This window comes from Kitasatospora phosalacinea (genome assembly GCF_030268885.1).
GTDB classification, from domain to species: Bacteria; Actinomycetota; Actinomycetes; order Streptomycetales; family Streptomycetaceae; genus Kitasatospora; species Kitasatospora phosalacinea_C.
Genome location: NZ_BSSA01000008.1, coordinates 70,300 through 93,360, shown reverse-complemented (window position 1 = coordinate 93,360; position 23,061 = coordinate 70,300). Strand labels below are relative to the sequence as shown.

Annotated in this window: 19 protein-coding genes and 1 pseudogene; 13 read left to right on the top strand and 7 right to left on the bottom strand. The window is 76.1% G+C overall.

All coding sequences use genetic code 11. The annotated features are described in order from the left end of the window. Positions 1 to 12 precede the first annotated feature (12 nt). Together QSK52_RS14240 and QSK52_RS14235 are read left to right on the top strand one after the other, a co-directional pair. Positions 13 to 1,635 carry a purple acid phosphatase family protein gene (locus QSK52_RS14240; RefSeq protein WP_285736381.1) on the top strand — a complete coding sequence of 541 codons (1,623 nt, stop codon included), beginning with the start codon at positions 13 to 15 and terminating at the stop codon, positions 1,633 to 1,635. Between the two features lie 69 nt (positions 1,636 to 1,704). Further along, positions 1,705 to 2,037, top strand: a complete 333-nt coding sequence (locus tag QSK52_RS14235) for a YnfA family protein (RefSeq protein WP_285736380.1) — start codon at positions 1,705 to 1,707, stop codon at positions 2,035 to 2,037. 15 nt (positions 2,038 to 2,052) lie between these two features. Here the strand turns inward: QSK52_RS14235 and QSK52_RS14230 are convergent, their stop codons facing one another. Beyond that, the gene (locus QSK52_RS14230; RefSeq protein WP_285736379.1) at positions 2,053 to 2,532 is read right to left on the bottom strand and encodes a hypothetical protein; all 480 of its coding nucleotides are present in this window, start codon (positions 2,530 to 2,532) and stop codon (positions 2,053 to 2,055) included. Between the two features lie 277 nt (positions 2,533 to 2,809). Between QSK52_RS14230 and QSK52_RS14225 the strand changes: the two genes are divergently transcribed. Continuing rightward, on the top strand, positions 2,810 to 3,586 hold the full coding sequence (locus QSK52_RS14225) for a DUF6215 domain-containing protein (RefSeq protein ID WP_285736378.1): 777 nt from the start codon (positions 2,810 to 2,812) through the stop codon (positions 3,584 to 3,586). Between the two features lie 113 nt (positions 3,587 to 3,699). Then, positions 3,700 to 3,909: a hypothetical protein gene (locus QSK52_RS14220; protein ID WP_285736377.1), complete on the top strand. Its 210-nt coding sequence runs from the start codon at positions 3,700 to 3,702 to the stop codon at positions 3,907 to 3,909. A 16-nt stretch (positions 3,910 to 3,925) separates the two neighbouring features. Here QSK52_RS14220 and QSK52_RS14215 read toward each other — a convergent pair whose 3' ends face one another. After that, positions 3,926 to 5,137 (bottom strand): pyridoxal phosphate-dependent aminotransferase, encoded by a 1,212-nt coding sequence (locus tag QSK52_RS14215; RefSeq protein ID WP_285736376.1) that lies wholly within the window; start codon positions 5,135 to 5,137, stop codon positions 3,926 to 3,928. A gap of 99 nt (positions 5,138 to 5,236) precedes the next feature. On the opposite strand from QSK52_RS14215, the pseudogene QSK52_RS14210 reads away from it, so the two are divergent. Then, positions 5,237 to 5,590, top strand: a pseudogene (locus QSK52_RS14210) (winged helix-turn-helix transcriptional regulator); the annotation flags it as partial. Positions 5,591 to 6,082: 492 nt separating this feature from the next. Then, complete coding sequence (locus QSK52_RS14205) at positions 6,083 to 6,592, top strand: hypothetical protein (RefSeq protein WP_285736375.1); 510 nt, start codon at positions 6,083 to 6,085, stop codon at positions 6,590 to 6,592. A 36-nt stretch (positions 6,593 to 6,628) separates the two neighbouring features. Here the strand turns inward: QSK52_RS14205 and QSK52_RS14200 are convergent, their stop codons facing one another. Further along, positions 6,629 to 8,704, bottom strand: a complete 2,076-nt coding sequence (locus QSK52_RS14200; protein ID WP_285736374.1) for an MMPL family transporter — start codon at positions 8,702 to 8,704, stop codon at positions 6,629 to 6,631. A gap of 151 nt (positions 8,705 to 8,855) precedes the next feature. Here QSK52_RS14200 and QSK52_RS14195 point away from each other — a divergent pair, with 151 nt between their 5' ends. The 6 genes from QSK52_RS14195 to QSK52_RS14170 all read left to right on the top strand — a co-directional run bounded on the left by QSK52_RS14195 (position 8,856) and on the right by QSK52_RS14170 (position 14,593). Beyond that, positions 8,856 to 9,779 (top strand): MerR family transcriptional regulator, encoded by a 924-nt coding sequence (locus QSK52_RS14195; protein ID WP_285736373.1) that lies wholly within the window; start codon positions 8,856 to 8,858, stop codon positions 9,777 to 9,779. A gap of 112 nt (positions 9,780 to 9,891) precedes the next feature. After that, on the top strand, positions 9,892 to 10,365 hold the full coding sequence (locus QSK52_RS14190; RefSeq protein WP_285736372.1) for a MarR family winged helix-turn-helix transcriptional regulator: 474 nt from the start codon (positions 9,892 to 9,894) through the stop codon (positions 10,363 to 10,365). Positions 10,366 to 10,481: 116 nt separating this feature from the next. Continuing rightward, positions 10,482 to 11,507, top strand: a complete 1,026-nt coding sequence (locus QSK52_RS14185) for a Dyp-type peroxidase (RefSeq protein ID WP_285736371.1) — start codon at positions 10,482 to 10,484, stop codon at positions 11,505 to 11,507. Continuing rightward, complete coding sequence (locus tag QSK52_RS14180; protein ID WP_285736370.1) at positions 11,504 to 12,304, top strand: family 1 encapsulin nanocompartment shell protein; 801 nt, start codon at positions 11,504 to 11,506, stop codon at positions 12,302 to 12,304. The genes QSK52_RS14185 and QSK52_RS14180 overlap by 4 nt, the downstream gene beginning before the upstream one ends. Before the next feature lie 196 nt (positions 12,305 to 12,500). Further along, positions 12,501 to 13,751 carry a cytochrome P450 family protein gene (locus tag QSK52_RS14175; protein ID WP_285736369.1) on the top strand — a complete coding sequence of 417 codons (1,251 nt, stop codon included), beginning with the start codon at positions 12,501 to 12,503 and terminating at the stop codon, positions 13,749 to 13,751. Between the two features lie 59 nt (positions 13,752 to 13,810). Beyond that, complete coding sequence (locus QSK52_RS14170) at positions 13,811 to 14,593, top strand: SGNH/GDSL hydrolase family protein (protein ID WP_285736368.1); 783 nt, start codon at positions 13,811 to 13,813, stop codon at positions 14,591 to 14,593. Between the two features lie 7 nt (positions 14,594 to 14,600). Here QSK52_RS14170 and QSK52_RS14165 read toward each other — a convergent pair whose 3' ends face one another. Then, the gene (locus QSK52_RS14165) at positions 14,601 to 15,002 is read right to left on the bottom strand and encodes a PPOX class F420-dependent oxidoreductase (protein WP_285736367.1); all 402 of its coding nucleotides are present in this window, start codon (positions 15,000 to 15,002) and stop codon (positions 14,601 to 14,603) included. Between the two features lie 43 nt (positions 15,003 to 15,045). Beyond that, positions 15,046 to 16,365: a glycosyltransferase family 87 protein gene (locus QSK52_RS14160; RefSeq protein ID WP_285736366.1), complete on the bottom strand. Its 1,320-nt coding sequence runs from the start codon at positions 16,363 to 16,365 to the stop codon at positions 15,046 to 15,048. Positions 16,366 to 16,602: 237 nt separating this feature from the next. Here QSK52_RS14160 and QSK52_RS14155 point away from each other — a divergent pair, with 237 nt between their 5' ends. Further along, positions 16,603 to 18,930, top strand: coding sequence for a Tex family protein (locus tag QSK52_RS14155; RefSeq protein WP_285736365.1), 2,328 nt, complete (start codon positions 16,603 to 16,605; stop codon positions 18,928 to 18,930). A gap of 33 nt (positions 18,931 to 18,963) precedes the next feature. Here QSK52_RS14155 and QSK52_RS14150 read toward each other — a convergent pair whose 3' ends face one another. Both QSK52_RS14150 and QSK52_RS14145 read right to left on the bottom strand, forming a co-directional pair. Then, positions 18,964 to 19,527 (bottom strand): NUDIX hydrolase, encoded by a 564-nt coding sequence (locus QSK52_RS14150; protein WP_285736364.1) that lies wholly within the window; start codon positions 19,525 to 19,527, stop codon positions 18,964 to 18,966. 130 nt (positions 19,528 to 19,657) lie between these two features. After that, positions 19,658 to 23,023 carry a hypothetical protein gene (locus QSK52_RS14145; RefSeq protein WP_285736363.1) on the bottom strand — a complete coding sequence of 1,122 codons (3,366 nt, stop codon included), beginning with the start codon at positions 23,021 to 23,023 and terminating at the stop codon, positions 19,658 to 19,660. Between the last annotated feature and the right edge of the window lie 38 nt (positions 23,024 to 23,061).

The following is a 23,061-nucleotide window of genomic DNA, read 5'->3' as shown; positions in this document are numbered from 1 at the left end:
AGTCTCCCGCGCATGGATATCCCGAACATGGGCGTGCCCGCCGCGCTCGCCGCCCGCATGAGCATGGCGGAGCAGCACGAGTACCTGCGCAGCAAGTTGTCCCGCCGCACCCTGCTGCGCTCCGGCGCGGTCACGGTCGGCGCGCTGGCCGTCGGCGGGGCGCTGGGCTCCGGCACGGCGTTCGCCGACCCGGCCGCGAGGACCGGCAGCCCGACCGACGGGGTGACCGGTTCGCTGGTCGCGCCGGTCGGCCGCCACCTGCAGTTCGGCGCCGACGCGGGCACCCAGATGCGGGTGTCCTGGCAGGTGCCGGCCGCGGTGCGGAAGCCGTTCCTGCGCTTCGGCCGCCACCCGTGGGAGCTGAGCGGCAGGATCGAGGCCGAGGTGCGCGCCCTGCACACCCCGGCGCTCACCCCGACCGGCACCCCGGTCGACCAGTACTACCTGCACGTGGAGCTGGACCACCTGCAGCCGGGCACCACCTACTACTACGGCGTCGGCCACGAGGGCTTCGACCCGGCCTCGCAGCAGGCGATCTCCACCCTGCAGACCTTCACCACCGCACCGTCCCGCCACGGCCGCCACAACCGCCCGTTCGAGCCGTTCACCTTCACCGCCTTCGGCGACCAGGGCGTCTCCGCCCACGCGGCGGGCAACGACAACGTGATCCTGGCCCAGAACCCGGTCTTCCACCTGCACGCGGGCGACATCTGCTACGCCGACCCGATGGGCCAGGGCCTGGACAGCGACAGGTCGGCCTTCAACGCGCTGACCTGGGACGCCTTCCTGGCGCAGACCGAGCCGGTGGCCGCGAGGATCCCGTGGATGGTCTCCTACGGCAACCACGACATGGAGGCCTGGTACTCCCACAACGGCTACGGCGGCGACGACGCCCGCTTCACCCTGCCCACCAACGGCCCGGACCCGCGCAGGGCCCCCGGCGTCTACGCCTTCATCTACGGCAACGTCGGCGTGATCTCGCTGGACGCCAACGACGTCTCGTACGAGATCCCGGTCAACTTCGGCTACACCAACGGGCAGCAGACCCAGTGGCTGGAGCGCAAGCTGCGCGAGCTGCGGGCCGACGAGTCGATCGACTTCGTCGTCGTCTTCTTCCACCACTGCGCCTTCTCCACCACCCACCAGCACGCCTCCGAGGGCGGCGTCCGCGAGGCCTGGGTCCCGCTGTTCGAGAAGTACCGGGTGGACCTGGTCGTCAACGGCCACAACCACGTCTACGAGCGCACCGACGCGATCCTCGGCAACAAGGTCAGCAAGGCCGTCCCCAGCGGCGAGACGGTCGACCCGGACAAGGACGGCGTGGTCTACGTCACCGCGGGCGCGGCCGGCCGCAGCCTCTACTACTTCGACGCCCCCGACACCTACGAGGGCCACGAGAACCACCAGGACGAGGTCGCCACCTACCACTTCGAGAAGGGCGCGGTGAAGGCCCCCGAGACCGTCGCCTGGTCCCGGGTCCGCTACACCGGCTACTCCTTCATCAAGGTCGACGTCACCCCGGCCCACCGCGGCGCGAACACCACCATGCAGGTGACCGCCCTGGCCGAGAACGGCACCCGGATCGACCACTACACCATCGTCCGCCGCGCGGGCCGCACCACCCACGGCCACTGACGACCGGACGGCCCCCCGCCCCGGACCCGACCCCGTCGGGTCCGGGGCGGCTCCGTCTAGGGTGGGGCGGTGAGCACCGTCCGTTCGATCCTGCTGTTCGCCCTGGCCGCCGTCCTGGAGATCGGCGGCTGCTGGCTGGTCTGGCAGTCCGTCCGCGAGTCCCGGCCGTGGTGGCTGGCCGGGCTCGGGGTGGTGGCGCTGGGGCTGTACGGGTTCACCGCGGCGTGGCAGCCGGACGCGAACTTCGGGCGGGTGCTGGCCGCGTACGGCGGGGTGTTCGTGGCCGGGTCGCTGCTGTGGGGCGTGCTGCTGGACGGCTTCCGGCCCACCCGGTGGGACGTGGCGGGGGCGTTGGTCTGCCTGGTCGGCGTGGGCGTGATCATGTACGGGCCGCGCCGGTAGGGCTCGGGCGGCGGCTCAGGAGGCGACCCAGCGCCAGCCGTTCCTGTCCGTGCAGACGATGACCCGGCCGGAGGCGTCGGTGCCCGACACGCCGTGGTCGGAGGCGCGGCAGAACTGGCCCGCCTGGTAGCAGTTGCCCGCGTTGGACAGCGGGTGGCAGCCCGCGGCCTGCTGGGTGCGGGTCGGCGTCGGGGTCGGCTGGGCGGGCGGCCTGCTGGTGGTGCGGGCGGTGGTGGGGGTGGGCTTCGGCGCCTCGGTGGTCGGCGCGACGGTCGGTTCGGGCGTCGGCGTCGGCGTCGGCGTCGGGCTGGGGGTCGGCGTCGGGCTCGGCGTCGGCGTCGGACTCGGGCTCGGGGCGGGGGCGCTGCTGCTGTGCGTGGCGGCGGGGGAGGGCGGCGCCGTCGAGTCGGTCGGTTCGCAGGCGGTGGCGAACAGGGCGGCGGCGAGCAGCGCACCGGCGGCGGAGGCCCGGCGCAGGCGGAGGGAGAGGGACACGACGGCTCATCTCGAGGGGACGGTTCTGGACGGTCCGTCATCCTTCCGAGTGTGTGCGACCGGTGGAGGCCGGGTGGCGGTTTCGTTATCGATCGGCAACCCGGGTGCCCCGCGGCGCAAGCGACCCGACGGCCCGCGCACGGGTCCGCCCCGCCGCCCCGGCGGTCCGGCGCGGCCGTTCCGTCCGGGCGCGCACCGCCAACGGCCCTGGTGGAAAAGGTCGGTGCGAGTTCGAACGGAAGTGCTATGTTCTGCGGGCTTCAGTTCGAGGAGGATCATGCAGGAGTACCTGGCGGGGGTCGGTCGGAGGATCGCGGTGCGCTTCGTGGTGGGGGTGTTCGTCCTGGTGGGCGGGCTGATCTGGCACTCGGCGCAGGGATCGGACCCCCGGGGGGACGGGACGGGGTCCGCGGACGGCAAGCCCGTCCTGTGCCGTCCGGTCAAGGAGGGCGAGCCGGCCGGCTACCCGGCGATGTGCGCCGCGCTGAACCGCCCCGACCTGGCGGAACTGGTCGGCGCCCCGGGCGAGCACGTGGTGTCCGCCGGGGTCGGCTCCTACACGCGGTGGGACGTCGGGGCGGCGCAGGTGCAGGTCGGCAAGGTGAACGCCGCGGTGTCCGAGAGCCGCACCGTCCCGTACGACCTGATGCTGGACAGCGCCCGGGTGAGCGCCCGCGAGGTGGCGCCGGTGGCCGGGCGGCCCGCGGTCGCCTACGCGGAGCAGCTGCACTGGGTGACCCTCGACCTCGGTACCGGCGGCTCGGGTTCGGGTCCCGGTGCGGCCCCCGCGCCCACGCGCGACCCCGGCACGGCGTACCACCTCGTGGTGGCCCGGAACGCGGACGGCAGCGGCGGTTCCCTCGAGGTGTCCCTGTGGCGGGAGGACGGCGGCCTCACGGACGGCGATCTGCTGCCCGCGCTGGCCGAGAAGCTGATGGCCGACCTGGACGGCTGGAACGCGCCCCCGCTCCCGACCGAGCCGGGGCAGCCGACCCGGGCGCCCCGGCCGTCACCGTCGCCGACCGGGTTCCGGCCCTTCTCGGGCGACCGCTGAACCGGCACCGCGGGGGAGGGGGCGCCGGATCCGCCAACTCCCCCGCCGGGAGCGGTGGTTCATTGCGGGTGCGGGGGCGGGTGCCGGGTCCGTCCGGTTCCGAGGAAAGGACCGTGGCGGGGGAGCGGGTGGCGCGGCAGATCAGGTGGGAGAAGGTCCAGTTGGGGTGGTCGGTGCTGGGCCTGTGCGGCCTGGTGGCCCTGGGGGTGTGGGGCACCGACCACGAGAGCCCGACGGGGGGCGGGCCCGGGCCGGGCGCCTCGTCCTGGCCCTCCCCGCCCCTGCCCCTTCCCCCGTCCTTGCCCCTCCCGGGCGGGCGCTGAGCCGTCGGCGTCGCCGCTACTGCCGGTAGGTGGCCAGGAAGCGGCCGATCCGGTTGATCGCGGTCTCCAGTTCGTCGGCGCGCGGCAGGGTGACGAAGCGGAAGTGGTCGGGGCGTGGCCAGTTGAAGCCGGTGCCCTGGACGATGTGGATCTTCTCGCGGAGCAGCAGGTCCAGTACGAAGCGCTCGTCGTCGACGATCCGGTGGACGGCCGGGTCGAGCTTGGCGAAGGCGTACAGCGCGCCGCGCGGCTTGACGCAGGAGACGCCGGGGATCTCGTTCAGGGCCCGCCAGGTGACGTCGCGCTGCTCGGTGAGCCGGCCGTTGGGCAGCACCAGGTCGTTGATGGACTGCCGGCCGCCGAGCGCGGCCTGCACGGCGTACTGCGCGGGCACGTTGGGGCACAGCCGCATCGAGGCCAGCATGGTCAGGCCCTCCAGGTAGTCCTTGGCGTGCTCCCTGGGGCCGGAGACCGCGAGCCAGCCGCTGCGGAAGCCGGCCACCCGGTACGCCTTGGACAGGCCGTTGAAGGTGAGGGTGACCACGTCGTCGGAGAGCGCGGCCAGGCAGTGGTGCTCGGTGTCGTCGTAGAGGATCTTGTCGTAGATCTCGTCGGCGAAGACCAGCAGGTGGTGGCGGCGGGCCAGGTCGAGGACGCCCTCCAGCAGTTCCTTCGGGTAGACCGCGCCGGTCGGGTTGTTCGGGTTGATCACCACGATCGCCTTGGTGCGGTGGGTGATCTTGGCGGCGATGTCGTCCAGGTCCGGGTACCAGTCGGACTCCTCGTCGCACAGGTAGTGCACCGCCTTGCCGCCCGCGAACCGCACCACGGCCGTCCACAGCGGGTAGTCCGGCATCGGGACGAGCACCTCGTCGCCGTCGTCCACCAGCGCCTGGACGGCCATCTGGATCAGCTCGGAGACGCCGTTGCCCAGGTAGACGTCGTCGACGCCGACGCCCGCGACGCCGCGCTGCTGGTAGTACTGCACGACGGCGCGGCGGGCGGGGAGGATGCCGCGCGAGTCGGAGTAGCCGTGCGCGTTGGGCAGGTTGCGGATGATGTCCTGGAGGATCTCCTCCGGGGCCTCGAAGCCGAACGGGGCGGGGTTGCCGGTGTTCAGCCGCAGCACGCTGTGCCCGGCCTCCTCCAGTGCGGTGGCGGTGTCGACGACCGGGCCACGGATCTCGTAGCACACGTCCTTCAGCTTGCTGGACTGGCGAAACTCCATCAGCGGCCTCCCGACCCGTCACCGAGCCCCTGCGGCCGGCTTGCTTCGTTCTACCAAGTGAGGACTTGGAAAGTCCAACCTATTGGCTATGCTGACGGCATGCCACGCCGAAGCTACGACCAGTACTGCGCCGTCGCCCGCGCCCTGGACGCGGTGGGGGAGCGCTGGAGCCTCCTGATCGTCCGCGAACTCCTCGGCGGACCGCGCCGCTACACCGACCTGCACGCCGACCTGCCCGGCGTCTCCACCGACATCCTCGCCACCCGCCTCAAGCAGTTGGAGGGCGAGGGCCTGGTCGAACGCCGCCGCCTGGAGCGCCCCGCCAACGCCACCGTCTACGAACTCACCCCCCGCGGCGCCGAACTCCGCCCCGTCCTCGACGCCCTGGCCCGCTGGGGCGGCCCCGACCTCGGCGAGCCGCGCCCCACCGACGCCGTCCGCGAGCACTGGTACACCACCGCCGGCTCCTGAGCACCGTCGGCTGCCCGCCCCCGGCACCACCTCCGCCGACCCCGGCGGACGAGCCGTCAACGCCCTGCCCGGCTACGGCCACGAGGGCGAGGAGGGCGTCCTCCCCCTGCTGCCCCACGACCTCGCCGCCCGCTGCGCCCGCACCCCGGGCCGCCCCGCCGTCACCCTGGGCACCGCCGCGCCGTCCTCACCCGCCGCCTCGCCGAACACCCCGACCTGCCCGCCGAGTTCGACACCCCGGAGGGCGAGGACGAGGGGCGCCGCTGCGGCACCGCGAACCGGCCACCCACGTCGTCCCCGCCGGACGGGACGGCGAGCCGCAGGCCGTCCTGCCGATCGGCCTCCCCGGCCCGGCCGCCTCGGCCGCCGAACCGATCGCCGCCTTCGAGGCGCGCGAGGCGGGCACCGCCGTCCTCGACGCACAGGAGCGGCCCGGGCGGTGACGGCGTCCGGCCGACGGGGTAGGTTCCCGGCGTGGACGAGACGGATCTGGCCGGTGCGCGGGACGGCTTCCGGGCCGGGGCGGCCGGGGTGGCCATCGGCACGGGCATCGCGCTGGCGGCCTGGGCGCTGTCGGCGCTGATCGGTGACGGCGCGTTCCCGGGGTACCTGCTCGGGCCGCTGCTGATGCCCGCGTCGAGCTTCGTCGCCCCGCTGTGGCGCGAGCGCCGCGGCCACCGGCGGCCCGCCACCCTGGTCGCCCTGGCGCTCTGCCTGCCGGTCATGGTGGCGGCGCTCGCGGTCGGGGACCTCCTGGCGGAGGACCCCGACCACGGGCCGACCGGCTGGTCCGGGGTGCTCTACCTGGTGATGCTGCTGCTCTCCACCACCGTCTTCGGCGCCCTGGCCGGCCCGCCCGGCGCCGAACCCGGCCGCAGCTGGCTCCGCTTCACCGGCCGCGGCCGCCGCTACCACCTCGCCGTGTACGGGAGCCTGGCCGCCGCGTTCGCCCTGGCGCTCGGGCTGGCCGCGGCCGCCGGCTGAAGCGCGGCCCGGCCGCGGAGCCGGCCCGGCGGTGCGTCAGTCCGCCGCGCGGGCGGGCCACCAGACCCGGCCGCCCAGGTCGTGCACCAGGGCCGGGACGAGCAGCGAGCGCACCAGCAGGGTGTCCAGCAGCACGCCGAAGGCCACGATGAAGGCGATCTGCGCCAGGAAGGCCAGCGGGATGACGCCCAGCGCCGCGAAGGTCGCGGCCAGCACCACGCCCGCCGAGGTGATCACCCCGCCGGTCGCGGTCAGGCCGCGCAGCACGCCCGCCCGGGTGCCGAGCGCCGCGGTCTCCTCGCGGACGCGGGTCATCAGGAAGATGTTGTAGTCCACGCCCAGCGCGACCAGGAACACGAACCCGTACAGCGGCACGGACGGGTCGGTCGCCGAGAACCCGAACACGTGCGGGAACACCAGCGCCGAGACGCCCAGCGTGGCCAGGTAGGAGAGCGCCACCGTCGCCGCCAGCAGCACCGGCGCCAGCACCGAGCGCAGCAGCAGCACCAGCACCGCCAGGATGCACAGCAGCACCACCGGCATGATCAGCGTCCGGTCGTGCCGGGCGGTGGCCCGGGTGTCGGCCTGCTGCGCCGAGTAGCCGCCGACCAGCGCGTCCGCCCCGTCCACGGCGTGCACGGCGGTGCGCAGCCGGGCGACGGTGGCGAGCGCCGCGTCGCTGTCGGCCGGGTCGGTCAGCGTCGCGTCCAGCCGGACCAGGCCGTCGGCGACCACCGGCGGGTCGGTGGGCGCGCCGCCGGTGTACGGGCGGACCGCGGCGACGCCGGGCACCGGGGCGGCGGCCGCCGTCACGGCCTCCGCGCGGTCCGCCCGGGCCACGACCACCGCCGGGTTGCCCGAACCGCCGGGGAAGTGCGCGGACAGCAGGCGCTGCGCGGCGACCGAGGGCTGGGCGGTGGTGAACAGCTCGGACTGCGGCACGCCGCGGGCGTCCAGCAGCGGGGAGCAGGCCGCGAGCGCCGCCAGCACCGCGACCGACCCCACCCACAGGGCCCGCGGACGGCGGCCCACCAGCTCGGCGACCCGCTGCCAGACCCGGTGCGAACCGCCCTTCCCGTCGGTGCGCGGCCGGGCCGGCCAGAACGCGGCCCGGCCGCACAGCGCCAGCGCCGCCGGGAGGAAGGTCAGCGCGGACAGCACCGCGCAGGCGATGCCGATCGCGCCGACCGGGCCGAGCGCCCGGTTGTTCGTCAGGTCGGACAGCAGCAGGACGAGCAGGCCCAGGCCCACCGTCAGGCCCGAGGCGGCGATCGGCTCCACCGAGCGGCGCAGCGCGGTGCGGGCGGCGGCGTACCGGTCCTGCCCGGCGGCGAGCTCCTCGCGGAAGCGGGCGGACAGCAGCAGCCCGTAGTCGGTGGCCGCGCCGATCACCAGGATCGACAGCAGCCCCTGCACCTGCCCGTCCACCCGGACCACGCCGTGCTGCGCCAGCGCGTACACGACCGCGCAGGCCGCCGAGAGGGCGAACACCGCGCCGAGGATCACCAGCAGCGGCAGCAGCACCGCCCGGTACACCAGCAGCAGGATCAGCAGCACCACGCCGAGCGCGACCCCGAGCAGCAGGCCGTCGATGCCCGCGAACGCCCCCGACAGGTCGGCCAGCACCGCCGCCGGACCGGCCACCCCGGCGGTGGCGCCCGGCACCCGCCCGGCCAGGTCGCGGATCGCCGCGACCGCCTCCTTGGTGTCCGGCCCGAGGTCGGCGCGCAGCTGCACCACCGCCTCCAGCGCCCTCCCGTCCTCGGAGGGCAGCAGCGGCGAGGGCCGCCCGACCGCACCCGGCACCTGCGCGGCCGCGGCCAGCGCCTCGCCCGCCCCGGCCCGCAGCGCCCCGTCCACCTGCCCGGAGCGCGCCTCCCAGACCAGCACCACCGGCAGCGTCGACTCGGTGCGGAAGTCCTTCTCCAGCTGCGCGACCCGGGTCGACTCGGCGCTGCGCGGCAGGAACGCCGCCCCGTCGTTGGTCGACACCTCGCCCAGCCGCCCCGCGAACGGCCCGAGCGCACCCCCGAGCGCCAACCAGACCAGGAGCAGGGCGAGCGGGAGCAGGAAGCGCAGACGCCGCGCGGGCGTCGGAACGTGGGTCGGCATGCCACGGAGAATATCTCAATCATTGAGAGACTTCTCCGAGTGGGACGGCTCGGGCGGCACGGGCAGCCCGCCCGCGCACAGGTGTTCGGAGTCGGTGCCGAGTCGGATGGGACCGTTCTCCCGCCCACTCCGACGGGCCTAGTCTGGCCGCGTGTCAGACATCCCCGCCGAGGCCGGAGCGGGCACCGGGTCGGTGGCCCGGCTGCTCGGCGTGTCACCGGCCACCGTCCGTTCCTGGGAGCGCCGTTACGGCATCGGACCGGCCGAGCGGGAGCCGGGCCGCCACCGGCGCTGGACGGCGCGGGACGTGGCCGTGCTGGAGGCGATGTGCCGCCTCACCGCCCGCGGGGTGACGCCCGCGGAGGCGGCCCGGCTCGCGCCCGACCTGGCCGGGCGGACCGCCCCGCCCCCGGTCGCCGCGGCCCCGCCGGGAGCGGCGCCGTCCGAGGTGCGCGGCCTGGCCCGGGCCGCGCGGCGGCTGGACGGGCCCGAGGTGGCCCGGCTGCTGCGCGCGAGCGTCGACCGGCTGGGCGCCGTCGCCGCCTGGACGGACGTGATGACGCCCGCGCTGCGCGCCGCCGGACGCCGCTGGGCCGCGGGCGGCGGGGAGCGGTACGTCGAGGTCGAGCACCTGCTGTCCTGGCACGTCTCCAGCGCGCTGCGCCGGATCGCCGAACCCCCCACGGGCGCGGCCGGGCCGCCGGTGCTGCTGGCCGCGATGCCCGGCGAGCAGCACACCCTGCCGCTGGAGGCGGTGGCCGCCGCGCTCGCCGAACGCGGCCTGCCGTTCCGGGTCTTCGGCGCCGCGCTGCCCGCCGGGGCCCTGGCCGAGGCGGTCCGCCGCACCGGCCCGGCCGCCGTCCTGCTCTGGTCGCAGACCCGCGCCACCGCCGACCCGGGCCCCGCCCGCACCGTCGCCGCCACCGCCTGGGGCCCCCGCGGGGCCCGCCTGCGCCCCGTCCTGCTCACCGCGGGCCCCGGCTGGCACCGCGCCGCCCGCCCGCCCGGCGCCCTCGCCCCCCGCGACCTGCCGGGCGCCCTCGGCCTGCTGGCACGGGCCTCGGGGCGGGTCTGACGCCTCCCGTCCTCCCGCCCGGCGGGGATCACCGGGCGGGCCAGCTAAGGTCGTGACCGGCCCGGCGGGTGACCGGGCGGGCAGGTGGACGGGCGTGGCGGAGGAGGGGCCGGTGGAACAGAGGCCGGTGGCGCAGCGGGAGTTCGGGCGGCTGCTGCAGGGGCTGGCGTCCGAGATGAACCTGCTCGGGCACGACTTCGCGGCCGACTCCGGCCTGCACGCCACCGACGTCCAGGCGCTGCTCGCGGTGCTGCGGGCGGCCGACCCGCCCGGCATCACGCCCGGCGGGCTGCGGGCCGAACTCGGCCTGACCTCCGGTGCGGTGACCGCCGTCCTGGACCGCCTGGAGCGCGCCGGGCACGTCCACCGCACCCGGGACGAGGCCGACCGGCGGCAGGTGCACGTGCACTACCACCCGGCCGCGGCCCGGATCGCGGGCGAGTGGTTCGCCCCCGTCGCCGAGTGCACCGACCGGGTCCGGGCCGAGTTCGCCCCGGAGCAGGTCGCCACCGTGGTCCGCTTCCTCACCCGGATGACCGAGGAGCTCGCCGAGCTGCGCCGGGAGCGCCGCACCGGCCGCCCCTGAATCCACCGGTCCCGCCGGACACGCCCGTTCGGGGGGTGATCGCGCGGTCCCGCCCCTTTTGCCCGGTATGGTCGGCGGGCGTCCGAACGTCCGGCAGCTTTCCGGGAGCATCCGCCATGCCGCAGCCCCAACCGGTCCTCGCCACGCTGACCGGGGCCGCCGTGTTCCTGGTGCTCGCGATCGAGGACGGCGGCGAGCAGACCGTCCGCGACCTGCTGCCCGACCTCGGCGGGCTGGCCCGCAGCGTCAGCAGCCGGGCGCCGCAGGAGGAGGTCAGCCTGGTGCTCGGCATCGGCTCCGACGCCTGGGACCGCCTGTTCGCCGGGCCCCGCCCGGCCCACCTGCACCCCTTCGTCGAACTCGCCGGGCCCCGGCACCTGGCTCCCGCCACCCCCGGTGACCTGCTGCTGCACGTCCGGGCCGAACGCATGGACCTGTGCTTCGAGTTGGCCTCCCTGGTCAGCCGCCGACTGGGCGACCGGGTCACCGTGCTGGACGAGACCCACGGCTTCCGGTACTTCGACTGCCGCGACCTGATCGGCTTCGTCGACGGCACCGAGAACCCCACCGGACGGGACGCCGCCGACGCCGTCCTGATCGGCGACGAGGACCCGGTCTTCGCGGGCGGCAGCTACGTCATCGTGCAGAAGTACCTGCACGACATGGCCGGTTGGCGCGCGATCGGCACCGAGCAGCAGGAGCGCGTGATCGGCCGCACCAAGCTCGACAACGTCGAACTCGACGAGGCCGCCCAGCCCGCCGACTCGCACGTCGCGCTGAACACCGTCACCGGCCCCGACGGCGAGGACCGCGACATCTGGCGGCTCAACATGCCGTTCGGGTCCTTCGCCGAGGGCGGCGAGTGCGGCACCTACTTCATCGGCTACGCCCGCGACCCGGGAGTCACCGAGGAGATGCTCCGCAACATGTTCCTCGGCCGCGGCCCCGCCGCCCACGACCGGCTGCTGGACTTCTCCACCCCCATCACCGGCACCTTCTTCCACGTCCCCAGCGCGGACTTCCTGAACGACCCGCCCCCCGCCCCCGGCGCGCCTGCCCCGGCCGCCGAAGCCGTGCCCGCCCCGCCGGTCCGGGACGGCAGCCTCCGCATCGGCAGCCTGAAAAGGAGCTCCGCACCGTGAACAACCTGCACCGCGACCTGGCGCCCGTCTCCGCCGCCGCCTGGGCCGAGATCGAGGAGGAGGCCCGGCGCACCTTCCGGCTGCACGTCGCCGGGCGCCGGGTGGTCGACCTCTCCGGCCCGGACGGGCCCGAGCTCGCCGCCGTCGGCACCGGCCACCTCGCCGACATCGCCGCCCCCGGCAACGGCGTCCAGGCCCGCGCCCGGGAGTCGCTCCGGGTGGTCGAGCTCCGGGTGCCCTTCACCGTCACCCGGGCCGCCGTCGACGACGTCGAGCGCGGCTCCAAGGACTCCGACTGGGACCCGGTCAAGGACGCCGCCCGCACCATCGCCCTCGCCGAGGACCGCGCCCTCTTCGACGGCTACCCGGCCGCGGGCATCACCGGCATCCGCGACGGCTCCACCAACCACCCCGTCGACCTCCCCGCCGACGTCCGCGAGTACCCCAACGCCGTCAGCCGCGCCCTCACCGCCCTGCGCCTCGCCGGGGTCGGCGGCCCCTACTCCCTCCTGCTCGGCGCCGACGCCTTCACCGCCGTCAACGAGACCTCCGACCACGGCTACCCCGTCCACAACCACCTCGCCCGCCTCCTCGACGGCGAGATCATCTGGGCCCCCGCCGTCGAGGGCGCCGTCCTCCTCTCCGTCCGCGGCGGCGACTTCGAGCTCCACCTCGGCGAGGACCTCTCCATCGGCTACCTCTCCCACGACGACGCCGTCGTCCACCTCTACCTCCAGGAGTCCCTCACCTTCCAGCTCCACACCCCGGAGGCCGCCGTCGCCCTCGCCACCCCCTGAGTCCGGCTCCGGCGACCCCACCCGCCCCCGCCCGGGGGAGGGTGGGGTTCCTGCTGCCAACTGGGGCTGCTGGAAGGGGAGTTGGGTGAGCCGGGGGCGGAATCAGGACAATGCCGCGGGGAGGCTTCCGGGGGGCGGGCGGTGGACGGCAGCATGGGAGCGCCGGTGCGGGGAGTGCCGGTGAGAGGAGCACGCCGTGTCCGATTCCTCCGTTCCCAGCTGTCCCTTCCTCGACCCGGCGGGGAGCGCGCTGCACGCCGAGGCGGCGGGGCTGCGGGCGCAGGGGCCCGCGGTGCTGGTGGAGCTGCCGGGTGGGGTGCGGGCCTGGTCGGTGACCGGGTACGAGGCGATCCAGCGGGTGACGACCGATCCGCGGGTGTCGCGGGACCACCGCCTGCACTGGCCGGGGGCGGGGGAGGTGCCGGAGGGCTGGGTGCTGGGGCCGGTGGCGTTCCAGGACAGTTTCGTCAACCGGTACGGGGCCGAGCACCGCAGGGCGCGGGGCCGGATCGCGCCGACCTTCCTGCCGCGCCGGGTGGAGTCGATGCGTCCGCAGGTGCAGGCGACGGCGGACCGGCTGGTGGCCGCGCTGGGGGCGCTGGCGCCCGGGGAGTCGGCGGACCTGCGGACGGCGCTGTCCCGGCCGCTCACGCTGACGGTGATCTGCGACCTGTTCGGGGTGCCGGAGGAGCTGCGGGACGGGCTGTGCGAGGCGATCGACACGGTGCTGGACTCCACGCTCGCCGAGGACGCCGCGCTGGCCGCCCAGACCGACCTGGACGCCCGGCTGCGCGGGCTGCTGGCGCACAAGCGGGCCCGTCCGGCATCCGACCTGACCAGTGACCTGCTGCTGTCCGACCGGCCCGGCGAACGGCCGCTGTCGGAGCAGGAGCTGACCGGCACGCTGTTCACGATGATCACCGGCGGCTTCGAGACCGCCGTCAACCTGATCACCAGTGCGGTCCTCGAACTGCTCACCCACCCTCAGGAGTTGGCCCGGCTGCGGGCGGGCGGGACCGGATGGTCGGACGTGATCGAGGAGACGCTGCGGCTGGAGGGCCCGGTGATGCACGTGCCGCTGCGCTACGCGGTGGAGGACATCGACCTGGGCGAGGGCGTGCTGATCCGCAGGGGCGACCCGATCATCGTCGGCTTCGCCGCCGCCGGGCGGGACCCGCGGGTGCACCCGGACCGCCCGGACGAGTTCGACCCGACCCGCCCGGACAAGGGGCACCTGGCGTTCGGCTACGGCCCGCACTTCTGCGTCGGGGCCCCGCTGGCCCGGCTGGAGACCGAGATCGCGCTGAGCACGCTGTTCGACCGCCTGCCCGACCTGGCGCTGGCCGATCCGGACCGGCCGCCCGCCCGCATCCCGTCCATGATCGTCAACGGCCCGGCGGCGCTGGAGGTGGTCCCCCGTCCGGTGCCCCGCCCGGTGGGCGCCTGAGCACCCGGGTTACGCCTCGGTAGGGTGGTGGGTCGATCGGGAACGACCCAGGAGGCGGTGTGCGGCAGTACCGGGCGATGGTGGCGGTGGGCGACTCGTTCACGGAGGGGATGTGCGACGAGGTCCTGGCCGACGGGCACTTCCGCGGCTGGGCGGACCGGGTCGCGGCGGCGCTGGCCGCCGAGGCCGGCGCGGAGGGCTTCCGGTACGCCAACCTGGCCGTCCGCGGGAAGCTGATCGGCCAGATCCGGGCCGAGCAGGTCGACCTGGCCGCGGCCGCCGGTGCCGACCTGGTGACGCTGGCGGGCGGCCTGAACGACGTGCTGCGGCCGGGCTGCGACGTGGCCGAGGTCGAGCGGCTGCTCGGCGCCTGCGCCCGTGCCCTGATCGCCGAGGGCCGCACCGTGGTGCTGTTCACCTCCACCGACCCGACCCGGCGGATGGCGGGCAGCCGCCGCCTGCTGCCCGCCATCCTGCGGATGAAGGGCTTCGTGGAGGGCGTGGTGCGCGAGCACCCGGGCCGGGCGGTGCTGGTCGACCTGTTCTCCGCGCCGGTGTTCGACGACCGCAGGCTCTGGGCGGAGGACCGGCTGCACCTCTCCCCGGAGGGCCACCGCCGGGTCGCGCTGGCGGTGCTGGAGGCGCTCGGCCGCCCGTGCGCCGAGGACTGGCGGGCGCCGCTGGCCGAGCCGGACCCCCGGACCCGCGGCGAGAAGGCCCGCGCCGACCTGCGCTGGCTGGGCACCCACGTCGGCCCGTGGATCGGCCGCCGCCTGCGCGGGCGCTCCTCCGGCGACGGCCGCCCGGCGAAGCGCCCGGAACTGCTGCCCTACGAGGGCTGAGCCGGACTCACTCCGCCCCCGGCCGCGGGTCGAGCCGGACGGTGATGCCGACCGTGCCGCCCTTCCCGCGGCGCAGCCGGCTGCCGAGCAGGGTGAGCCGCCCGATCAGCCCGTACTTGCGGGCGATCAGCTGCCGGTAGCGCTCGGTGGTGGCGGCGTCCGCGATCTCGGCGGTGGCGGGCAGCGACTTGCCGCTCGGGTTGCCGCGCACGTCGCACGGGCCGACCAGCACCTCGCCGCGCCGCCGGATCCGCTTGACCTTCCAGGAGTCGGCGGCGGTCCACGCCCCGAGGGCGTCGCCGTCCCGGACCACCCACACGGGGGTGGGGACGGCGCTGCCGTCCTTCTTGTAGCTGGTGATCAGCAGGTAGTTGCCGGCGGCGAGCCGGTCCAGCGCGGTGTCGGCCATTGGGGGAGTGTACGTCCCCTGACGGAGCGTCAGCGGTCCGGGCTCAGGCCGCGGGGACGTGGTCCGGGTCCGGGTCGCTCCGCGGGTCGCCGGGCGCGCCGGGGGCGTCGTCGGCTGGGCGCGGCGCGGGGGCGCGGGTGACGGTGGCCCGCCACAGCCGGGCCGCCGACCAGAGCGTGGCGGCCAGCAGCAGCCCGTTGCGGAGCAGGATGACGCCGGTCGGCCACCAGCCCCCGGCCTGCATCGAGTCGAAGAACAGCGGGTAGTCGACGGTGGTGACGCCGATCGCGGGCAGCAGCAGGTACGCCACCGGCCGCTGGGTGGTGCACTCCACGCTCAGGCAGACCGCGGCCAGGCCGATCAGCCAGACCAGGTACTGCGGGGAGATCACCCGGCTGGTGACGGTGAACAGCAGCACCGCGCTGAGCGCCGCGTCGTACGGGGTGGCGGCCGTCCAGCGCCGGGCCCGGACGCGCCACAGCAGCAGCCAGCCGAACGCGGCGAAGGACGTCAGCAGCGACAGTTGCGAGATCCGGTGGACGTACGGGCCGAGGAACTCGATCGAGCCGTAGTGCTGCTCGACCCGGCCGGGCCAGCCGAACTGCCGGGCCACCTGCAGGACGCTGCCGCCCAGCGACTCGATCTCCACGCCGCGGCCGCGCTGGGCGTGCAGGAAGTCGAAGGCGTGGTCGAAGAGCGCGGCGAAGACCAGCAGCAGGGCGAGCGCCGAGACGGCGGCGGCGGTCCAGGCCTGCCGGGTGGTGCGGCCGCGCGGGGTGCCCAGCACGGTCAGCGCGGGCCACACCTTGACCATCGCGCCGATCCCGGCCAGCACCCCGGCCGTCCTCGGCCGGTTCGGGAGCAGCAGCAGCGCGCCGACCGCGAGCGCGGTGGCGGGCAGGTCGTAGCGGCCGTACGGCAGGCCGAGCAGCAGCGGCAGGGCCAGCGCCCAGGCCCAGGCCCCCCGGTCGGAGCGCCCCGCCCCGCGCCCGGCCACCAGCAGGGCGACCTGCACGGCGGCGTCGGCCAGCAGCACCAGCAGCACGAAGGCCTGCAGGTACGTCAGGAACGGCAGCAGGCCGGGGGCCAGCATCGGCAGCGCGGCGCCCGGCGGGTACTGCCAGGTGACGTCGTCGACCGGGAAGGTGCCGGTGCGCAGGACCCGGTACCAGCCCTGGTAGAGCCAGTGCACCTCGACGGCGGGCTCGGTCCGGCCGGAGCGGATCAGGCCGATCATCAGCACCCGGCTGGCGGTCCAGTACGCGGCCAGGGCGAGGACCTCGCGGGGCCAGGTGGCGGGGCGGGTCCAGCGGACCGGTCGGGCGGGAGTCCGGACGGCCGGGGCGGGGGCCTGCGCCACCATGTCCTCCTGTGCGCTCGGGGGACCGTCCCGGGGACCGTCCCGATGCTGTCCTGCAGACAGTCGTTTGTCTCTCATATCAGACGAATCGGACGCCCTCCGCCCGCTCCCACGCGTGTCCCCGGACGTTCCCGGAAAGCGCCACGCCCCGGCCGCCACCCGGAGCACCGGCCGCCGTCGGCCGGACCTGCCAGAATGCACGGGCGAACCGCGCAACCGTCAGAAGGGGAGACCGGCACCGTGACCACGCCCGTCGAACGCAAGATCGCCGAAGAGCTCGGCGTCCGCGAGAACCAGGTGCAGGCCGCCGTCGGCCTGCTCGACGGCGGTGCGACCGTGCCCTTCATCGCCCGGTACCGCAAGGAGGCCACCGGCGCCCTCGACGACACCCAGCTGCGCACCCTGGAGGAGCGGCTGCGGTACCTGCGCGAGCTGGAGGAGCGCCGCACCGCCGTCCTGGAGTCCGTCGAGGCCCAGGGCAAGCTGGACGACGCGCTGCGTGCGCAGATCCTCGCCGCCGACTCCAAGGCCCGGCTGGAGGACATCTACCTCCCGTACAAGCCCAAGCGGCGCACCAAGGCGCAGATCGCCCGCGAGGCCGGGCTCGAACCGCTCGCCGACACCCTGCTCGCCGACCCGCAGCAGGACCCGGCCGCCCTCGCCGCGACGTACCTGAACGAGCAGGTCGCCGACGTGCCCGCCGCCCTGGAGGGCGCCCGTGCCGTCCTGGTCGAGCGCTTCGGCGAGGACGCCGACCTGGTCGGCTCGCTGCGCGAGCGGATGTGGACGCGCGGACGGCTGGTCGCCAAGGTCCGCGAGGGCAAGGAGCAGGACGGCGCCAAGTTCGCCGACTACTTCGACTTCGCCGAGCCCTACACCAAGCTGCCCTCGCACCGCATCCTGGCCATGCTGCGCGGCGAGAAGGAGGAGGTCCTCGACCTCGAACTCTCCCCGTACGACGGCGAGCAGGAGGCCGACCTGCCCGGCGCGAGCGACTACGAGCAGCGGATCGCCGCCCGCTTCGGCATCGCCGACCGCGGCCGCCCCGCCGACAGGTGGCTCACCGACACCGTCCGCTGGGCCTGGCGCACCCGCATCCTCGTCCGGCTCGGCATCGACCTGCGCACCCGGCTGCGCGCCGAGGCCGAGGAGGAGGCGGTGCGGGTCTTCGCCGCCAACCTGCGCGACCTGCTGCTGGCCGCCCCCGCGGGGACGCGCGCCACCATGGGCCTCGACCCGGGCTTCCGCACCGGCGTCAAGGTCGCCGTGGTCGACGCCACCGGCAAGGTCGTCGCGCACGAGACGATCTACCCGCACCAGCCCGCCAACAAGTGGGACGCCGCGCTCGCCACCCTGGCCCGGCTGGCCCGTGAGCACGAGGTCGACCTGGTCGCGATCGGCAACGGCACCGCCTCCCGGGAGACCGACCGGCTCGCCGCGGACCTGATCGGGCGCCACCCCGAGCTCGGCCTCACCAAGGTGATGGTCAGCGAGGCCGGCGCCTCCGTCTACTCCGCCTCCGCGTTCGCCGCCCAGGAGCTGCCCGGCCTCGACGTGTCGATCCGCGGCGCCGTCTCCATCGCCCGCCGCCTGCAGGACCCGCTGGCCGAACTCGTCAAGATCGACCCCAAGTCGATCGGCGTCGGCCAGTACCAGCACGACCTGAGCGAGCTCAAGCTCTCCCGCTCGCTGGACGCCGTGGTCGAGGACTGCGTCAACGCCGTCGGCGTCGACGTCAACACCGCCTCCGCGCCGCTGCTCACCCGGGTCTCCGGCATCACCGGCACCCTCGCCGACAACATCGTCGCCCACCGCGACGCCAACGGCCCGTTCCGCACCCGCAAGGCGCTCAAGGACGTCGCCCGGCTCGGCCCCAAGGCCTTCGAGCAGTGCGCGGGCTTCCTGCGCATCCCCGACGGCGACGACCCGCTGGACGCCTCGGCCGTCCACCCCGAGGCGTACCCCGTGGTCCGCCGCATCCTCGCCGCCACCGGCGGGCAGCTGCGCGAACTGATCGGCAACGGCGCGGTGCTGCGCTCGCTGCGGCCCGGCGACTTCGCCGACGACACCTTCGGCGTGCCGACCGTCACCGACATCCTCGGCGAGCTCGACAAGCCCGGCCGCGACCCGCGACCCGCCTTCCGGACCGCCACCTTCAAGGAGGGCGTCGAGAAGATCTCCGACCTGGAGGTCGGCATGGTCCTGGAGGGCGTGGTCACCAACGTCGCCGCGTTCGGCGCCTTCGTCGACGTCGGCGTCCACCAGGACGGCCTGGTGCACGTCTCCGCGCTGTCGAAGAACTTCGTCAAGGACCCGCGCGAGGTGGTCAAGCCCGGCGACATCGTCCGCGCCAAGGTCACCTCCGTCGACGTCCAGCGCAAGCGGATCGGCCTCACCCTGCGCCTCGACGACGACACCGCCCCCGGCGACGGCAACCGCCGCGACCGGTCCCCCCGCCGCGACTCCCGCCCCCCGCGCCAGGACCGCCGCCCGAACCCCAACCCGCCGGCCGCCCCCGCCAACTCCGCCATGGCCGACGCCCTCCGCCGCGCGGGCCTGGGCAAGTAGCGCACCCCGAGGGGCGGTCGGGCCGGCCGCCCCTCAGCCGGTGCGGGACTCGACGGCCAGGGCGACGAGCTCGGGCCACCAGGGTTCGCGGTACTGGGCGAGCAGGCGCTGGGCCTCCTCCGGGGGGACGGGGCGGACCTCGACGACCTGCTCCCCGTCGTCGGGGTTGGTGGGGGCGGAGTCGACCAGGACGTCGGCCCAGCCCCAGAGCCAGGCCTTGACCGGGTGGGGCTGCCAGGGGCGGTAGGGCGTGGGGCCTTCGGAGACGGCGAGGTGGTGGCCGATCCAGGTGGGCGGGGAGAGCAGGCGGGCGCCGGCCTCCTCGCGCAGTTCGCGCTGCAGGCAGGACTCGATGCTCTCGGCGGCCTCGCGGGTGCCGCCGGGGAGGAACCAGTGGCCGCGGACGTCCCGGCACAGGACGACGCGGCCCTCGGCGAAGCCGACCAGGTGGATGTTGGTGACCAGTTCGTCGGGTGGCTGCTCGGTGCTGAACTGGGCGTCGATGCCGCCCCACTCCCAGCGCTGCGGCGCGTGCAGGGCCGGGTACCGGGCCGCCAGTTCGGTGCTGTCGCTCGCTCTGCGTGTGGTGTCCGTCATCGATCGATCGTAGTCCCGGACGGTCCCGAACGGGCCCGGACGGTCAACGGAGCGGACGAAACCTCACCCTCCCGTGGCCTCCCGTCAACTCGGCGCTCCGGGCGTTCATCTGAGCGGACGTCAGGTGTCCTCACTCCGGTGCGACGACCACCGCCCGGGCCGCGGAGCGGACCTCGGCGTCGGGGTGGGCGCGCAGCGCCGCCAGCAGCGGCAGCCAGCGGCCGGTCCAGGCGCAGCGGGTGCCGAGCTGCTCGGCGAGGGCGGTGGCGAACAGGCCGAGGGCGGGGCCGCGGCCGGGCAGCAGGTCCAGCAGCGCGCCGGGGGCGGCGGTGTCGGCGGCGGTCGGCAGCGTGGAGGTGCCCGCGACGGCCCCGGCCAGCCGGGTGGCCAGCCGGGCCGCCGACACCGGGTGGTCGGCGAGCGCCCCGGCCAGCCGGGCGACGTCGGCCCCGAAGCCGGGCCCGGCCGGGTCCGCGGCCCGGGCCAGCAGGGTCGCCCGCAGGTCGAGCAACTCCTCGTGCGGGCGCAGGTGTTCGGCCAGTGCGAGCCGGACCTCCCGGTGGCGCAGGACGGCCGGGACGGCGGTGAGTGCCTCGATCCGCTGCCGGACCGGCTGGTCGCGGGCCACCGAGGGCGGCGCGCTCCCGGGCCCGGCGGCCAGCAGCGCGGCCAGCGCCCGGTGGAGCAGGCTGCCGGGCGCGGCGCCGCCGGTCGGGTGGGGCAGCTCGGAGACGGCCAGGGCGCGCAGGGCGAGCGAGGCGGTCCGCCAGGTGGTGCGGTTGTCGAGGTCGGTGGCCGCGGCGGGCAGCACCTCGGCGACCTCCGGCGCGTACCGGGCCCACTCGGGCAGCGCCTTGAGCGCCGTCCGGGTGGCCTCCGGGTCGGCGTCCGCGCCGGCGGCGACCGCGGCCACCAGCCGGGCGTAGCGGGCCCGGTGGCGCTCCGGCAGCAGGTGCGGCGGCTGCCCGGCGACGGCCCGGCGCAGCGGCGCTCCGGGCGCGGCGGCGGCCTCGGCGAGCAGCGTCCAGAGCGGTTCGGCGTCCAGCAGGCCCCGGCAGTGGGCGGTCGCGGCGGCCCGGACGTCGGGGTGCTGCCCGGGCGCGTGGAAGGCGGCGGTCAGCACCCCGGCGGCCCGGGCGGGCGGCAGCAGCGCCGCGGCCAGCCGGACGGCCTCCTTGCGGGCGGTGACCTTGGTGCCCTCGGTGCGGACGGCCAACTCGCCCAGGAGTTCGGCGAGTTGATCCGGGGCGGTGCGCCGGGCGGCCCGCCCGGCGGCGTACACCGCGACCTTCGCCCGGTCGCCCCCGGCGTGCGCCAGCAGTTCGGGCAGCACGGCGGCCGGGTCGGACGTCCGGACCAGCGCGGCCAGGGCGGTGTCGGCGAGCAGCGGCTGCGGGGCGTCGAGGTGGCGGCGCACCACGGCGGCGCCGGGTTCGAGCAGGAGGGCGGCCCGTGCGACCGCGGCGGCCCGCTGCTCCTCGGGCAGCGCGGGGTCGGCGGCGGCCCGCGCGCACAGTGCGGCGGCCCGCTCCACCTGGCGGGGCGTCCAGCGGGTGGGGTCGTGGGCGGGCGGCAGCGGGCGGGGGTCGCCGGGGCGCAGGAACCTCCCGGCGGGCGGCCGTTCGGCCAGCGCCCGGTCCAGCAGGTCGGTGCGGGCCAGGGCGGCGTGCCGCAGCACGGGGGCGCAGAACACGGCGGACGGGTCGTGGGCGAGCGCGGCCAGCACCTTCCCGGTGCGCCCGGCGCGCGGCCGCAGCCACAGCTCCAGGGCCTCGGCGGCGGTCCGCTCCCGGGGGTCGCGGGCGGCCTCGGCCAGGCGTTCGTCGAGTTCCGGCAGCCGCCCGGCCCGCCCGTCCAGGGCGCGGACCAGGGCGAACAGCAGCGCGGCGCCGCCGGTTCGGCGTTCCGCGTCGAGCCGGGGGCGCAGCGCCTCCAGCACCTGCCGCTGCCGGTCGGGGCGCAGGCGTCCGACCCGGGCGGGCAGCGGGAACTCCCCCGCCCGGTCGGCGAGTCGGCCGAGCGTCGAGCAGGCGAACGCGGTCAGCGCGGGCCCGGCCCCGGCGGCCAGGACGGCCACGGCCAGGGCGGCCAGGGCGCCGCGGCTGCCGGGGGAGCAGTCGCGGGCGTCGAGCGCGGTGGCGGCCAGCGCGGTGAGCGGCTCGGCGTGCGCGTCGGTGAAGCGGTGGGCGGGGAAGGCGGCGAGCGCGCTCAGCGCGGCCTCCCGGACCGGGTCCTGCTCGTTGCGCAGGCGGCCGAGGTCGGCCAGCAGGACGGCGGGGGCCGCCGGGCGCCGGTCGGCGGCCGCCGCCTGCACCAGGCGCCGCCAGGCCTCGGCGCGGTCGGCGGCCTGCGGCAGCCGGGTGCGCCCCAGCAGTTCGGCCCGCGCCTCCTCGGGCTCCACCAGGGCGGTCAGCCAGAGCAGTTGGTGTCCGGACACCCCCTTGGCGGCCTGCTCGGCGCGCAGCCTGCGGGCCTCCTGCCAGCGCCGCTCGCGCGGCAGCAGCCGCAGCACCGGCTCGGTCAGCCGGGTGGCGTCCAGCGGCTGCCCGTCGGCGGCGGCGTCCAGGAACGCGGCGCGCCGCGCGGGCGGGACGGCCCGCAGCAGCGGGGCGAACAGGCGCGGCTCCGGGAGCCAGCGGCGCCCCAGGGCGGTCAGCGACGGCGGGTCGGCCCGGACGAGCCGGTCGAGCGCGGTGCGGCTGGGCGGCTGCTCCCGGCGCGAGAGCGGCCGCTCGGGGGCGGCCAGCCAGGCGGTGGCGCGCTCGGCGTCGACGGCCAGCAGGTGGCCGAAGCCCTCCAGGGCCCACGACGGCGCGCTCCGGCCCGGGTGGTGCTCCAGCAGGTCGAGCACCCGGGCCGGGCGCAGCGGCAGCACGGGCGCCAGGGAGAGGTTCAGCGTGCCCCACCGGTCGGCGGCCGCACCGGCCGGGCGGGCGGCGAGTTCGCGTCCGACGTGGTCGAGCACCGCGTCGGGGTGCCGGGAGCCCAGGGCCCACCAGGCGTCCCACGGCACGGCCAGGCCCGGCAGTTCGGCGGCCACCACCTCGGGCGGGCAGGCCGGCAGCAGCGTCGCCGCCTCCGCCTCGCCGCCGTGCGCGCGGGCCACCGGCAGCAGTCGGGCGGCGAGTTCCGCGCACCGCCCGCGCGCCACCGCCGCGCGCAGCTCCTGCCGGACGGCGTGCGGCGCCCGCCGGTAGGCGTCCGGCACGGCCGACGCCAGCTCCGGCACGGTGCGCAGCGCGTCGACCGCCCGGCCGCGCACCACCCGGTCCGGGTCGGTCAGCAGGACGCCGAGCAGGTCGGCCCGGGCGGCGAGCACCGCGGCGAACGCGGCCAGCCGCCGCCCGTACCGGCCGCGGTCCGTCAACTCGCCGATCAGCGCGTCCACTTCGGCGGGCGCGGCGGCGCGGACGGTGCGGGCGAACAGCGCCTCGCGTCCGTGGAGCGGGAGGGCGTCCATCGCGGTGAGCAGGGCGGTGGTGTCGACGTGCGGCATACCGGTCATTCTCGTCGGCGGGGCAACCGGAATTCCGC